This window comes from Oceanicaulis sp. UBA2681, from assembly GCF_002354675.1.
GTDB classification, from domain to species: domain Bacteria; phylum Pseudomonadota; class Alphaproteobacteria; order Caulobacterales; family Maricaulaceae; genus Oceanicaulis; species Oceanicaulis alexandrii.
Genome location: NZ_DEMB01000014.1, coordinates 68475 through 81177 on the forward strand (window position 1 = coordinate 68475; position 12703 = coordinate 81177).

Annotated in this window: 16 protein-coding genes and 1 pseudogene; 4 read left to right on the forward strand and 13 right to left on the reverse strand. The window is 63.7% G+C overall.

Annotation, left to right across the window (positions count from 1 at the left end; genetic code table 11):
* From B3M53_RS10945 to B3M53_RS10980, 8 genes and pseudogenes are all read right to left on the reverse strand, one after another.
* A pseudogene (locus B3M53_RS10945) lies at positions 1-467 on the reverse strand (succinate--CoA ligase subunit alpha); the annotation flags it as partial.
* Positions 468-470: 3 nt separating this feature from the next.
* The gene (gene sucC / locus B3M53_RS10950) at positions 471-1667 is read right to left on the reverse strand and encodes an ADP-forming succinate--CoA ligase subunit beta (RefSeq protein WP_022700641.1); all 1197 of its coding nucleotides are present in this window, start codon (positions 1665-1667) and stop codon (positions 471-473) included.
* A 115-nt stretch (positions 1668-1782) separates the two neighbouring features.
* Positions 1783-2124 carry a hypothetical protein gene (locus tag B3M53_RS10955; protein WP_022700642.1) on the reverse strand — a complete coding sequence of 114 codons (342 nt, stop codon included), beginning with the start codon at positions 2122-2124 and terminating at the stop codon, positions 1783-1785.
* Complete coding sequence (locus tag B3M53_RS10960) at positions 2124-3368, reverse strand: MFS transporter (protein WP_022700643.1); 1245 nt, start codon at positions 3366-3368, stop codon at positions 2124-2126. The genes B3M53_RS10955 and B3M53_RS10960 overlap by 1 nt, the downstream gene beginning before the upstream one ends.
* A 103-nt stretch (positions 3369-3471) precedes the next feature.
* Positions 3472-4005: a hypothetical protein gene (locus B3M53_RS10965; protein ID WP_160092754.1), complete on the reverse strand. Its 534-nt coding sequence runs from the start codon at positions 4003-4005 to the stop codon at positions 3472-3474.
* Between the two features lie 103 nt (positions 4006-4108).
* Positions 4109-5311, reverse strand: a complete 1203-nt coding sequence (locus tag B3M53_RS10970) for an alkaline phosphatase D family protein (protein ID WP_022700645.1) — start codon at positions 5309-5311, stop codon at positions 4109-4111.
* A 100-nt stretch (positions 5312-5411) separates the two neighbouring features.
* Positions 5412-5804 (reverse strand): DUF2306 domain-containing protein, encoded by a 393-nt coding sequence (locus B3M53_RS10975; protein WP_022700646.1) that lies wholly within the window; start codon positions 5802-5804, stop codon positions 5412-5414.
* Complete coding sequence (locus B3M53_RS10980; protein WP_022700647.1) at positions 5801-6271, reverse strand: DUF2141 domain-containing protein; 471 nt, start codon at positions 6269-6271, stop codon at positions 5801-5803. The genes B3M53_RS10975 and B3M53_RS10980 overlap by 4 nt, the downstream gene beginning before the upstream one ends.
* Positions 6272-6455: 184 nt before the next feature.
* Between B3M53_RS10980 and B3M53_RS10985 the strand changes: the two genes are divergently transcribed.
* Complete coding sequence (locus B3M53_RS10985) at positions 6456-7208, forward strand: LytTR family DNA-binding domain-containing protein (RefSeq protein ID WP_022700648.1); 753 nt, start codon at positions 6456-6458, stop codon at positions 7206-7208.
* Here the strand turns inward: B3M53_RS10985 and B3M53_RS10990 are convergent.
* Positions 7175-7828 (reverse strand): DUF2306 domain-containing protein, encoded by a 654-nt coding sequence (locus tag B3M53_RS10990; RefSeq protein ID WP_022700649.1) that lies wholly within the window; start codon positions 7826-7828, stop codon positions 7175-7177. The genes B3M53_RS10985 and B3M53_RS10990 overlap by 34 nt on opposite strands.
* Before the next feature lie 173 nt (positions 7829-8001).
* Between B3M53_RS10990 and B3M53_RS10995 the strand changes: the two genes are divergently transcribed.
* A complete protein-coding gene (locus tag B3M53_RS10995; protein ID WP_273020264.1) occupies positions 8002-8787 on the forward strand; it encodes a LytTR family DNA-binding domain-containing protein in 786 nt (261 codons plus the stop codon).
* Here the strand turns inward: B3M53_RS10995 and B3M53_RS11000 are convergent.
* Both B3M53_RS11000 and B3M53_RS11005 read right to left on the reverse strand, forming a co-directional pair.
* Positions 8784-9332, reverse strand: coding sequence for a GNAT family N-acetyltransferase (locus B3M53_RS11000; protein WP_273020265.1), 549 nt, complete (start codon positions 9330-9332; stop codon positions 8784-8786). The two genes, B3M53_RS10995 and B3M53_RS11000, sit on opposite strands and share 4 nt — an antisense overlap.
* Before the next feature lie 56 nt (positions 9333-9388).
* Positions 9389-10000, reverse strand: coding sequence for a peroxiredoxin family protein (locus B3M53_RS11005; protein ID WP_273020266.1), 612 nt, complete (start codon positions 9998-10000; stop codon positions 9389-9391).
* A 214-nt stretch (positions 10001-10214) separates the two neighbouring features.
* Between B3M53_RS11005 and B3M53_RS11010 the strand changes: the two genes are divergently transcribed.
* A complete protein-coding gene (locus tag B3M53_RS11010) occupies positions 10215-10715 on the forward strand; it encodes a TspO/MBR family protein (protein WP_022700653.1) in 501 nt (166 codons plus the stop codon).
* Here the strand turns inward: B3M53_RS11010 and B3M53_RS11015 are convergent.
* Positions 10705-10923, reverse strand: a complete 219-nt coding sequence (locus tag B3M53_RS11015; RefSeq protein WP_022700654.1) for a hypothetical protein — start codon at positions 10921-10923, stop codon at positions 10705-10707. The two genes, B3M53_RS11010 and B3M53_RS11015, sit on opposite strands and share 11 nt — an antisense overlap.
* A 325-nt stretch (positions 10924-11248) precedes the next feature.
* Here B3M53_RS11015 and B3M53_RS11020 point away from each other — a divergent pair, with 325 nt between their 5' ends.
* Positions 11249-11461, forward strand: coding sequence for a cold-shock protein (locus tag B3M53_RS11020; RefSeq protein ID WP_022700655.1), 213 nt, complete (start codon positions 11249-11251; stop codon positions 11459-11461).
* 80 nt (positions 11462-11541) lie between these two features.
* Here the strand turns inward: B3M53_RS11020 and B3M53_RS11025 are convergent, their stop codons facing one another.
* A complete protein-coding gene (locus B3M53_RS11025; RefSeq protein ID WP_273020267.1) occupies positions 11542-12675 on the reverse strand; it encodes a serine hydrolase domain-containing protein in 1134 nt (377 codons plus the stop codon).
* Positions 12676-12703 lie beyond the last annotated feature (28 nt).

The following is a 12703-nucleotide window of genomic DNA, read 5'->3' on the forward strand; positions in this document are numbered from 1 at the left end:
ACGGAGCCCTTCTTGAAGATGGAGCCCGGCATGATGCCGATCTTGCACTCTTCCGGGGTCAGCACGCCGGGGCAGTTCGGCCCCAGAAGGCGGGAGTTGGACTTCTCAAGGCGCGCTTTCACCTTGACCATGTCCATCACCGGAATGCCTTCGGTGATGCAGGTGATCAGATCGATGCCCGCATCAATCGCCTCGATGATCGCGGCGCCGGCGCCGGCCGGCGGCACGTAGATCACGGACGCGGTGGCGCCGGTGGCTTCCTTGGCCTCACCCACGGAGGCGAAGATCGGCAGGGTGGCCGAGCCGTCCAGGCCAGACGTCCAGCTTTCGCCGCCCTTCTTGGGGTGCACGCCGGCGACCATCTTGGTGCCGTAATAGTTCAGCGCCTGTTCGGTGTGAAAGGTGCCGGTCTTGCCGGTCAGGCCCTGAACGATGACTTTGGTGTCTTTATTGACGAGTACAGACATGGCTTAGGCCTTTTTCACAGCAGCGGTGATTTTCTTCGCGGCGTCGTCGAGATCGTCAGCCGAGGTGATGTCGAGACCACTTTCGTTGAGGATCTTCTTGCCGAGGTCCACATTGGTGCCCTCAAGACGGACCACCAGCGGAACCTTCAGGCCGACTTCCTTCACCGCGGCGACCACGCCCTCGGCGATGACGTCGCAGCGCATGATGCCGCCGAAGATGTTCACGAGGATGCCTTTGACGTTGGGATCAGCGGTGATGATCTTGAACGCCGCCGTCACTTTCTCTTTCGAAGCGCCGCCGCCCACATCCAGGAAGTTCGCCGGTTCCGCGCCATAGAGCTTGATGATGTCCATGGTGGCCATCGCCAGGCCCGCGCCGTTCACCATGCAGCCGATATCGCCGTCGAGCGCGATATAGGCGAGGTCGTATTTGGACGCCTCGATCTCTTTTTCGTCTTCTTCCGACAGATCGCGCAGCTCGCGCACATCGTCATGACGGAACAGGGCGTTGCCGTCGAAGGACACCTTGGCGTCCAGCACACGCAGGCGGCCGTTTTCCATGACGATCAGCGGGTTCACTTCCAGAAGGGCCATATCCTTCTCGGTAAACGCCTTGTACAGGATCGGCGCCAGCGACAGCATGTCGTCACGGGCCTGACCTTCCAGCTTGAGCGCTTTCGCGATCTCGGACGCATCGTCAGCGGTAACGCCGGTCAGCGGGTCGATATTGACGGTCAGGATCTTCTCGGGCGTGTCTTCGGCGACCTGCTCGATATCCATGCCGCCTTCGGTGGAGACCACGAAGGCCACCTGGCCGGTTTCGCGGTTCACCAGCAGCGACAGATAGAGCTCGGATTCGATATCCGCGCCGTCTTCGATATACAGGCGGTTGACCTGTTTGCCTTCAGGGCCGGTCTGGTGGGTCACCAGCGTATTGCCCAGCATTTCCTTGGCGTGCTTGGCCACGTCTTCCTTGGAGAAGGCGAGGCGCACGCCGCCTTTGGCGTCGGCGGGCAGTTCCTTGAACTTGCCCTTGCCGCGGCCGCCTGCATGGATCTGGGATTTCACAACCCAGAGCGGACCGGGCAGCTGGTCAGCGGCTTTGGAAGCTTCTTCGACGGAAAACACGGCGATACCTTCGGCGACCGGAGCGCCGTAAGACTTCAACAGGGCTTTCGCCTGGTGCTCGTGAATGTTCATGGAGCAATATCTCTCGCACAGAGCTGAGGGGAGTACGGGCGAGAAACACCCGCACCTAGGCGGACAGCGCGCGTTATAACACCCGTTGAGGCCGGTGCAACGCGCCATTCCCCTATCATAGGGGGGAGTTCGTGTCTTTTACCTTAGCAAAGCGCGTGGTCAGGGCGCCGGCGATCCATCCCAGCCCTCCGCACAAACCCGCCGCCAAGGGCAGAACCAGGTATAATCCGGCGCGGTGACACGCGTCCGGGCCGCCTTGCCGGCACCCCTCCGCCATGGACGCCGCGACGTCTGTCAGGCCCAGCGCGACGAGCTGCCCCAAAAGCACCGGCGCGCCGGTCCCGATCATCAACCAGCCCAGCCAGGCCATCAGGCCCAGCTTGCGCAGCCTGCCGCGCAAGGCGAAAGCGGCCAATGCCCCGAGGAGGGCGGGCACAGCGACGATCAACGCCAACATCAGACTCGATCCAGCTCGTCTTCCGGCGCCTCGATTTCCGCCAGCTCGGCGGACGTGGCCTGCAGGTTGACGAAATGCGATCGCTCATCTTCTTTCACGGCCTCGCGGGCGCGGCGTCGCCAGAACATGCCGGCCGCCAGAATGCAGCTGGCGACAGCAGCGAATAAAAATAATCCGCGCGGCCCCAGAGGCCCCGAATAAGCGACGCCCGCCACAATCGGACCCAGAGTCGAGCCGATCGCCCAGACAAGCAACATGCCTGACGCGATGGCGGGCAACTCCTCCACCCGCGACCGGTCGGCGGCGTGCGCAACCGCGACGGCGAAATACGACAGGCTGGCCGCCCCCCACAGACCCACCAGAAGCGCTGCGAGGCCCAGAGACGGGCTGGGCATCACCACCAGGATCAGAGCGAAGAGCCCGCCGACAATCGACAGGGCCGCGATGACCAGGCGCCGGTCCATCTGGTCAGAAATCATCCCGGCAGGCCATTGGGTGAGCATCGAGCCGGCGTAGATCACCGCCATCAACAGCGCAGCGCTGCCTGCGCCATATTCAGGATCGAGCGATTGCGCCCAGATCGGCATGAAGCCCAGAACGCCGGAATTGAGAAGCCCGGCCGTAAACGCCGCCGCCGCCGCCGCAGGCGCAATCGAGAACAACCGGGTGACAGGGACGGTCTCCCCCGTGGGCAGGCTGGGCTGCGCGCGCTTGGTGAACACGATGGGGGTCAGGGCCAACGCCATGGCGGCGCCCGCCATGATGAAGCCGTCGCGCGCGTCAAAGCCGGGCAAGGCGATCAGGAACGGTCCTGCGATCAGGCCGGCGCGTCCGACGATCTGATAGACCGAAATCACGGCGCCGCGGCGTTCGCTGGGAGTGGCGTCCGCGATCCAGCTTTCCGCCACCGCAAACAGGCCCGCCGCGCACATGCCGAAGCCGAAGCGGGTGATCAGCCACCAGATGAAATGATCGCCCAGCGCCAGGAGCAGCGTCAGCGCAGCCGCGCCGCCGGCATAGCCGGCATAGGCGCGGATATGACCCACAGACCGGATCATGTTCGGAGACAGCCAGGCGCCGATGGCGAAGCCTGCGCCGAACGCCGCGATCACGGCGCCGATGGCCGGACGCCCCCAGCCTGCGCCGCTCATCGCCAACGGCAGGGCGACGCCCAGCGCGCCCATGGCGGCCTGCAGGAACAAGGTGGCCACCATCACCATGGCGACATTGCGGTAGATCAGCATGGAGCGGCCCTTACAGATCGGGGTGAGCAATTAATTGCGAAATCATCACGCGGGGCGGCGCAAAGCAACCTGTGCGTCTCAGCACGTCACCACGATCTCCGTATCAGGCCAGCCGCGCCAGACGGGCGAGCGCCCAGTCCAGGGACAGAGGTCCGGCGCCGCGCGCCAGCAAATACAGCCCCAACGCCACATAGGCCACTGTCGAGGTGAAGGCTTCAGGCAAAATGAACATCATGTGCCATAAAGCGCCCAGCATGACCGCCAGGCCTGTTAGCCGGGTCATGAAGCCAGCAGCCAGGCTAAGGCTGACAAGGCTGGCGACCGTCAGCAATATGGCGGCCGCCAAGCCTGGATCCACCCGCCCCATGGTCCATAACCGGGCTGCACTCTCAAGCCCGTCCGTGGGCGTGACCCAGGACCGCCACGACAAGGGATCGTCCACGGCGGCGGCGTTCGCGCGCGACCAGCTCCAGACCTGAACGATCAGCACGAAGCGGACCGCCAACCCCAGGCCTGAATCGATCAGGCCGGCGCCCGCGCGCTGCACCAGAGCCCTTGAGGCCCCTGGCGTTTCAGTCCCCGCCTCAACCTCGGTTTCGCCTGTGAACAACCGTTCGAATGCGCTTGCGTCTTTCATATCGTCCCCCGACGCCATCCTTCACGTCCGACCACCCGCAAGCAATTCATCAATGCTTGCAGGCGGTGCAGACACTGACAGGCGTGACTGCCAGGACACGGTGTCAGCGCACGCCGATCTCGGCCAGGCGAATGCGTTGCTCGCGGACAGGATCGCCTTCCATGTCCTTGATTTGCAGGCTGAGCTGTCCGGCATCCCAGTCAATGCCGATAACGCCGTAATTTTCCGGAGCGTACATGGCGCCCAGGCGATTGGGTCCGGGTTCGTTGTTCTCGTCAGCATAGGACATGTTCAGCGCCGACGAGGTGATCTCGTAAAGCGGGTAGCTCGCCACATTGTCGCGCCGGTAAAGCCCGGCGGAATGCCGGTCGCCGGACACGAACACCACGCCTTGAGCGCCGGTATCGTTGATCAGGCGGAACAAACGATCACGCTCCATCGGCATGGTGCGCCAGGCTTCCCAGCCATGCCCGTCCGCCAGGACCTGAATGGACGAGACGATCAGGCGCAAATCCGCCGGCTCACGCAATTGATCCGCCAGCCAGGCCCATTGCGCGGCGCCCAGCATGTCCTGATCAGGATTATCGCTGGGAACATAGCGTTCACGCCCCACGGCGCCACGGTCATCGGTCGGGGTCAGCTCGGAGCGGAAATAGCGGGTGTCCAGCATGATGATCTGCACACGCTGGCCCTCCGGGCCGTAGACATGGGAGTCGTAAATCCCCTCGCGCTGACGCCGCGGATCGGTGTCAGACGCCCGCCAGAAATCGAGGAAGAGCTGTTCGGCGAAGCCTTTGAACGGGAAATCACGGCCCATATCATTCATGCCGTAATCATGGTCATCCCAGGTCGCGAGCATCGGCAGCGCAGACCGCAACAGGCGGAATTCGGGACGGGCGGCGAGGGCTGCGTAGTTCTCCCGCAGCTCGGGCAGGTCTGCGTTATAGGCGCGCGCATCGCCATACACATTATCGCCCACATACATGAAGAGGTCATGGGGCTCGTTCGCGATGGTCGCGAGGATGGGAATCTCCCGCTGGGCTGTGTTGCAGGATCCAAACGCGATCGAGGTGAGCACGGTTTCGCTTCCCGGCAAGGCCGGACCTTCAGGCGCCACCGGAACGGCATAATCAAGCTGGGCGTAATACGGCGCCAGCGCCTGCACCGGAGTGCGCGGCGCATCGGTGGATACAAGACTGGGCTGGGCCACAGGCTCGGTCACGTCCGCCGGGACAGGTTCGGAGCAAGCGTTCAGCGCGGCGAGGCTGAACCCGACCGCTGCAAGTTTGAACCATGGCATCGTCATCAGAACCCCCTGATACAGCGTTCCGGCAAACCCCGGACATCAGACGGGCAGGTTTAGCGCGGCCTTGCGTCAGGTCAATGACAGGCCGCGATCTCACCCCTCATCCGCCAAAAACCACGGCATTCATCAAACGCCCGGGCACGAGCGTGAAAAGGCCGGGCGTCACCAGCGCCGCCATGAACAGCACGAACGCAGCAGACCGGTGACGCTTCACATTGCCGACCCTCGCCAGGACGCTCAGCCAGACAACGCCGACGAGCGTGACGGGGATCAGAAGGTGGATCCAGCTGAACTGACCCTCATGGGTGCGGATGAAATAGGCCGTCCCCGCCACCAGCAGCATCAAGCCGACCCAGACATAGCCCAGCGTACGGTGCGGGATCGTGCCTTTGGGGGCGGCGAACTGGACGACGCCGAGCCCCAGCGCGCTGAGTGCTGCGATCGCATGCACCTGGATGTGCAAGGGCGCTTGCAGGAAGGCGTCGATATTCATCCCCGCGCTCCATGCAAGGTGATCGTCAGTTCCTGGGTTTCGCCGGGGCTCAACTCAAACACGGCTTCATCCCAATTCGCACCCCGAAATTTCGGACGTGGATTATTGGAAAAACCATAGCGTTCTGACGGAATGCCCATGAAGTTGGTGTCAAAGTCGTTATTGCCGTTAGCGTCGTGAAAGACCTGGATCGCGACCGCGCCCGATGACAGCTCGGCGAGCCGCACGCGCGCCACGCCGTCGTCCACGTCCGCCCAGCCTTGCGCCGACTCGATCTGTTCGTCCCAATCGTCTTCCGAGGCGTAAAGCCCGACCCAGACTCGCCCCTCATTGGTGCGCAGCCCGTCAATCGTGATCTCAAGCGCGGCGGCGGCCACGGCGTCCTGGCTTTCCGCCACAGGCATGAAGGCCAAAGCGAACAGTGCGGCGCTCGCGAGAGCAGCGGCTTTGAAGGAACGGTCTTGCATGTCGTCATCTCCCGGTGTCTGGCGATCCGCTCTCCGCCCCTCTGGCGGCGCGGGATCGCCGAAACACCACTGCCCGCCACGTTGAGGGTGGAAAAGCGGCTCTGCGCGATCGGACTGGACCTGTACGTGAGTTGCAGCCACCCTGCCGTTCACGCTTCGCGAACGGGGGATCAAGGCAAGCTCTATGATGCAGACCATCCTGACACTGGCCCGCAATTGCGCTCGACCTGTCGGAATGGTGCTGGGAATCGGCACGTTCCTGGCGGTTCTTGGACCGTTTGGCAGCTATATGTTCGGCTGGCCGATGGTGTGGCTTTACTGGACCGGGTTCGTCGCGCTGGGCGGCCTGATCGGATACGCCGTCGGACACTTCATGCCCCTATGGCTGCCTCAAGCCCCCCGATGGCTCGTCTATGTGGCCAGTGCGATGGTGGTTTCGATTCCGATCACAGCGGCCGTGTCCTGGGTCAATGTCATGGCCAGCGACCAGGGCGCTCCTGTGAATGTCGCGTTTGTCTATGGCCTGGTGCTGGTGATTTCGGGCTTCGTGACCTCGGTCGTCTATGTGGTCGACCGGCTGACCGAGGACGCAGCGGGCGAAGGCGCCCGTCCCGCACAGGCGGGCGCCGCCTTGATCGACAAGCTCCCCGTCAAACTCAAGACCGCCCGGATCCGCTCGATGAGCGCAGAGGATCATTATCTGCGCGTTCGCACAGACCGGGGCGAAGCCCTGATCCTCATGCGCCTGTCAGACGCGGTCGCCGCGTGTGACGGACTGGACGGCGCGCGGACCCACCGGTCGTGGTGGGTCGCTAGAGACGCCGTTGAAGACATCCGGAAAAGCGATGGCCGGGGCGTTCTGGTCCTGAAGGACGGCGTAGAAGCCCCGGTCAGCCGCACCTATTACCCTGCGCTCAGGGACGCCGGCTGGTTCTGAGCGCCACGGGAGGGGTTGCGCAGCAGCAGCCACAGCTCGGCGACGATCAGATTGGGGATCCAGGCGCTAAAGGCCAGGATCGGATAGAACTCGGCGAAATCTAGTCCCGCCGCTGTGCCCAGCCCCAGTTGGATGCGCAGGGTCACGGCGGAAAAGGTCATCGCATAACTGCGGATCATCCAGCGGCGATGCGCGGCGTACTGCCCGGTGACCACGCAGCTCAGCCCCCGCGCCGTGCACAGCGTCCAGACGATGGCGGCCAGCGCAAAGCCCACTCCGGCCACAACCCCGTTGGTCGTACCGGTCGCCAGGACGAACCCCGCCAGCGCCGACACCAGACACGCTGTCACATAAGTCATGCCCATGGCGCGATGAACGCCCGGCGCCCTGGACCGGAGGCTTTGCATGAACTGAAGCGGGCCGATCAACAGCGCCACCGCCCCCAGACCGGCATGAAGGGGCAAGCCGTATGCGCCCCACCGATTTGCCAGGATGTTTTCAGGCAAGCCGGGCATATCAGGAAACACGTAGAGCGAGGCGTAGGCTGCGACCGGCAAGGTCAGCACCGCCATGATCACATGGCTGGTGCGGCTCAGGGCTGATGACGATAAAGATGACATGGCGACCTCCGCGAAATGAACGAATTGGAGTTCAATCGCGGTCAGCGCGCCCCGACCAGACGCCGTTTCGCCAGCCGTCCTGCGGCTACGTCACTGGCGCCGCCCGCACCATTGGCGATGCGCGAACGGCGCCGGAATTGACACCGTGCGACCGGATGCGGATAGAGTTCGGCATGACCGACACGGCTTCGCCCATTCGCATGCTCAACGCCCAAGGCTATCAGATCGTTGTCGATCTGGGCGTCATGGCGCTGGCCGGGCTGTTTCTGGCTTTGGTCGGCCCGTTCGCCACCATCCAGGAAAGTCTTCCCTTGAGGCTGGTCTACTGGATCGGAGTGATGGTCGTCGGCGGCGGATTGCTGGCTGTAGCCGAACGGCTCTTCTCTCATCTGCTGCCGCGAATGGCGCTCTGGCGGCGGGCGCTGGCGACGGCGGCGGTTGTCACAGCGCCTCAAACCGGCGTCGTCATTGCGGCGGAAGCGCTGGTGTTCAACAACGCTGTCTCTCTACTGTTATACGCACGCCTGTTGCCCGCCGTTTTCGTGATCAGCGTCGCGGCGCTCAGCGTCATGCTTCTGACCCGGACGGCCCTGTCGCGTCCCGCCAATGCCGGACCGGAACCGAGCGGGGAAGCGTCGGAGCCTGATCTGCTCGCGCAGCACCTGCCGGCCCAGCTACGCAGCGCCGACATTCTCGCTCTACAGGCCGAAGACCATTATGTGCGGATCCACACCAACGCCGGGTCCCATCTATTGCTGATGCGGTTTGCGGATGCGATCGCGCTGGCGGAAACCACTCGACCCGGACACCGCCTGCACCGGTCCTGGTGGGCGGCGGCCGACGCCATATCCGCAATCGCGTATTCGCGCGGGTCAGGGCAGGCGGAGCTGAAGGGCGGGATCACCGCCCCGGTCAGCCGCAGCTCCTACCCCGCATTGCGCGAAGCGGGCTGGTTCTAGCGCTTTAAGCGCTCGCGATTGTGCGCCCAGTCCGCTTTGGACTGTCCCCAGACATCCACCGTCACGCCGAGGCCCGGCAGTTCGGCGTCCCAGCCCAGATCGACCGATCCCAGCTTGCGCGCCAGGGCCTGGGAATTGACGTTCTCCGCCGCGATCATGTGAACCACGCTCTCCCAGCCCAGCGCTTCGAACGCGAAATCCATCGTTGCGGCGGCGGCTTCCGGACCATAGCCCTTGCCCCAATGCGCGCGAGTGATCGACCAGCCCACTTCCGGCTGCGGCCAGCCATGAGGCGCCCAGGGGCCGACCCGGCCTATCCAGTCGCCGCTGGCTTTATCCTCGACCGAGAAGAAGCCGTAACCGCGCACGCTCCAATGGCCGAGAATGGTGCAGAGCTGGCGCCAGACGAGGGGCGCATCCATCACCCCGCCAATATGCCGCGCGGCGACCTCATCGCTCATCAGACCGATAAAACCGTCCAGGTCGCGCTCTTCAGGCAAACGCAGAAGCAGACGTTCAGTTTCTAGAACAGGTCCATCACGCATGGGCGACCCTCCCCTCAGCAGCTGAAGGTCAGTCAAACCGGTTCAACAAACAAGAGCTAGCGCGACTGCACAGCCGCCAGGACATCTTCGGCGGAAATCCGCGTTGCGTAACCACGCTGATCGCCCAGCCCCGCCTCATGCCAGAACTTGGCGACCACAACGCCCTCGCGATCAATCACGAAGGTGATCGGATACGGCACGCCGTACGCCAGATGATCGGGGTCCGAATAGATCGGATCGCGCACGCCGAACGCATCGATGGTCCGGCTGCCCGCGTCAGAGAGCAAGGTCAGGCTCAAATCACGCCGCTCGGCGATCTGACCCAGAGTGTCGGCGTCGTCATAGGTCAACACGGCGACCGGCCAGCCGGCTTCGGCGAACGCGGCCGCATAGGGTTCAAGCTCCAGCGTCTGCCGCAGGCAGATCGGACACCAGTCCAGCGAGCGGTTGAAATAGAGCACCACCCCCTCTTCCCCCATGAGGCTGTCGAGCGTGCGAGGGGCGCCGCCCGCCTCTGTCACCGTCAGCTCTGGCGCAGCCTGCCCGACCACGGGACCAAAGCGGCTCGCAGCATCCGCCGCCGTCTCGAGCGCGCCTTGCGCATGGGCGGACGCGCCGATGGGGGCGAGACTGAGGACCGCCAGGATGACGAGGAAAGTGCGCAACATAACGAATATCCTTGAAGCAGCGCCTGCCTGCAGGCTGCAAAGCGTGACAATGACCATTTGAGGCGCGCCGGGAAAGCGCTGGCCGTCCGAAAAGCCGCCCGCTCAAGCGATTGTGACCCGGAAACCCGCCTCGCGAGGGGCGCTCTGGTCGGACGCGCAATCCGTGTTAATGTCCGGCGAGGACCTGAAGAGCCTGGCGTAGAGGAGTCGATCCGTGGCGACGAACATCTTCCGCAAGTCCCGCCCCGCCTTTGGCCGCCTGGCCCTGTATCTTCTCATTTTTGTCGGCGCCGCACTGGCGTTGAACGCCTGGATCTTCAGCGGCCCCGCCATTCAATGGTCGCGTACGCTGGACAACCCCGGCTGGGCGCCCTCCGGCGGCCTCATCGGCGCCGTCTGGGTCGGTCTGTTCACCCTGATGGCGATCGCCGCATGGAGCATCGACCGCTATGGCGATGACCGTCACAAGGATATCGCCCGGTTCGCAGTCATCGCCCAGTATCTCGTTTGCATGGGCTGGACCTGGGGTTATTTCGGTCTGCAGAACGTCGCCAACGGGTTTTATGTCACCGTGGCAGCGCTTGTTCTGTCCTTGCCCGTCACAGCGCTGGCCTTTCGAGCCTCTCGCATGGCCGGCGTGCTGTTGTTTCCGCTGGTCGGTTGGCTCGGCTTCGCTCTGGCGCTCTCCTGGAGCACCTGGCGGCTTAACGCCTGAACCCGCGCCACACCGTAAATCCGAAAACGCCCAGCACGAGCAATGCGGCCCCGAATTCGAGCAGGCTGACGCCCCAGAGGACCGGCTCAACCAGCGGCGCAAGCCCGGACAGGGCGCGGGCGACCGCACTGGTCATGCGCTCGCCGTGAAATCCTGCTCCCACAGCCACAAAAACCAACAGCGCCGCACCGAAGCCCGACAACCGCATCAATCCCCCCGGATCGGCGCCGCCAGAGCGCGGTTCGCGGGACTTTGCGCTTAAGAATCTTCGAGTTCGTCGACTCACTTGTCAGGTCCCTTGAACTTGCGCGCGTACGTCTGAGCTTTGCTTGTGGAGTATAGAATTTTCAGGCATAGTATTCCTTGCACGAGCGGCTTGAACAAGGCCCGGTGAAGAGTATGGAAGACCCGAGCGCCTAACGCCTCTGCCTTTGCCTTCCCCGACCGCAATCCGCATGCTGTGCGCGGGACGCCTCGCACACATTCCATTGGCGTGGGACGCCGCGCGGACGGACGGGAAAGGACTTCTACCCATGACTACGGGTACCGTTAAATTCTTTAACACCGAAAAAGGTTTCGGCTTCATCACCCCTGATGAAGGCGACAAGGATGTGTTCGTGCACATCACCGCTGTGAAAGACGCCGGCTTGGAAGATCTGCGCGACGGCCAACGCATCGAGTTCGAAACTGAACCGGATCGCCGCGGCAAAGGCCCGAAAGCTGTAAACCTCAAGGCGATCGACTAAACACGCTCATCACGCCTGACATGAAACGCCGCACGACAGCCCTCGTGCGGCGTTTTTGTTTCAGGACGCGGCCGCTGTTCTTACAGACAGCGATACGACGCCTCGATCAGCGCCTTGGCGCGGGCGTCGCCCACCAGCACATCCATCTGCCGGTTCATCACATAAGCGCCCGATACGCCGCGCTCAGGATCCGCGAACCCGCAAGACCCGCCAAAGCCGTAATGGCCCACGGCCTGAGGTTCGGGCCCGAAGGCTTCGGAGTCGCGGTTGATCATCACGCCGGCCGCAAACGCCAGGTCAAAGGGCAGGACCCGGTCAGGACCATGCACGCGTTCTTTCAGCGCGTCAGCTATGACCTCAGCGGACACGAACGCCTCCCCCTCCAGACGCCCTTGCGTCGCGAAGGGCGCCATCAGTCGGGCGATGGCTTTCGCCGTGCCGTGTCCGTTCGCCGCCGGCAGCTCCGCCGAGCGCCAGGTCGCCGTGCCGCGCCGTCCGGGCGAGGACCAGGGCTTGAGGAAGGCTGCAGCCTTTTCAGGCGTCATCGCGCCCAGATGCGGGGGGCGCGGCGGCAGAACATGCTCGGCCGCGCGATCATGCTCGCTCTCCGGCACGCCAATGTGAAAATCAATGCCGCGCGGACCACAGATCTCATCGCGCAAAATTGCGCCGACCGTGCGGTGTTTGACGTCTGCACGACGCACCACGGCGTCCGCGATCACCCCATAACTGATCGGGTGATACCCGGACCCCTCGCCCAGCGGCCACATCGGCGCCATGGCGGCGAACCGGCTTTCCATCAGGTCGCGGTCAAACCAGTCAGACGGCTCCATCTCGTCAGGATATCCCGACAGTCCCGCCTGATGTGACAGCGCCTGGGCCAGCGTCACCGAGTCTTTGCCTGCTTGCGCAAATTCGGGCCAGACATCCGCGATGGGCGCGTCATAATCGAGACGCCCCTGATCGACCAGCCAGGCGACGACCAGCGCTGTCACAGCCTTGCCGGTCGAAAAGACCGGCGCAATCGTCTGCGCCGTCCACGGACGGCTCGCCTTGCGGTCCGCATGCCCGGCGTGAATGTCAACGAGAACCTCACCGTTCCGGATCAGGGTAAAGGCTGCGCCCAGCTCTTCACGCTCGGTGAAATTTTGCTCAAATGCCTCGGCCACCGGTTCGAAACCCGATGCGAGATGTCCCTGGATATCAATGCTCATGCTTGTTCAGGTACAGGGCCGCGTCAGC

Coding starts and splice junctions, on each gene's coding strand:
- sucC (WP_022700641.1), bottom strand. CDS start 1,667: ATGAACATTCACGAGCACCAGGCGAAAGCCCTGTTGAAGTCTTACGGC.
- B3M53_RS10955 (WP_022700642.1), bottom strand. CDS start 2,124: ATGTTGGCGTTGATCGTCGCTGTGCCCGCCCTCCTCGGGGCATTGGCC.
- B3M53_RS10960 (WP_022700643.1), bottom strand. CDS start 3,368: ATGCTGATCTACCGCAATGTCGCCATGGTGATGGTGGCCACCTTGTTC.
- B3M53_RS10965 (WP_160092754.1), bottom strand. CDS start 4,005: ATGAAAGACGCAAGCGCATTCGAACGGTTGTTCACAGGCGAAACCGAG.
- B3M53_RS10970 (WP_022700645.1), bottom strand. CDS start 5,311: ATGACGATGCCATGGTTCAAACTTGCAGCGGTCGGGTTCAGCCTCGCC.
- B3M53_RS10975 (WP_022700646.1), bottom strand. CDS start 5,804: ATGAATATCGACGCCTTCCTGCAAGCGCCCTTGCACATCCAGGTGCAT.
- B3M53_RS10980 (WP_022700647.1), bottom strand. CDS start 6,271: ATGCAAGACCGTTCCTTCAAAGCCGCTGCTCTCGCGAGCGCCGCACTG.
- B3M53_RS10985 (WP_022700648.1), top strand. CDS start 6,456: ATGATGCAGACCATCCTGACACTGGCCCGCAATTGCGCTCGACCTGTC.
- B3M53_RS10990 (WP_022700649.1), bottom strand. CDS start 7,828: ATGTCATCTTTATCGTCATCAGCCCTGAGCCGCACCAGCCATGTGATC.
- B3M53_RS10995 (WP_273020264.1), top strand. CDS start 8,002: ATGACCGACACGGCTTCGCCCATTCGCATGCTCAACGCCCAAGGCTAT.
- B3M53_RS11000 (WP_273020265.1), bottom strand. CDS start 9,332: ATGCGTGATGGACCTGTTCTAGAAACTGAACGTCTGCTTCTGCGTTTG.
- B3M53_RS11005 (WP_273020266.1), bottom strand. CDS start 10,000: ATGTTGCGCACTTTCCTCGTCATCCTGGCGGTCCTCAGTCTCGCCCCC.
- B3M53_RS11015 (WP_022700654.1), bottom strand. CDS start 10,923: ATGCGGTTGTCGGGCTTCGGTGCGGCGCTGTTGGTTTTTGTGGCTGTG.
- B3M53_RS11020 (WP_022700655.1), top strand. CDS start 11,249: ATGACTACGGGTACCGTTAAATTCTTTAACACCGAAAAAGGTTTCGGC.
- B3M53_RS11025 (WP_273020267.1), bottom strand. CDS start 12,675: ATGAGCATTGATATCCAGGGACATCTCGCATCGGGTTTCGAACCGGTG.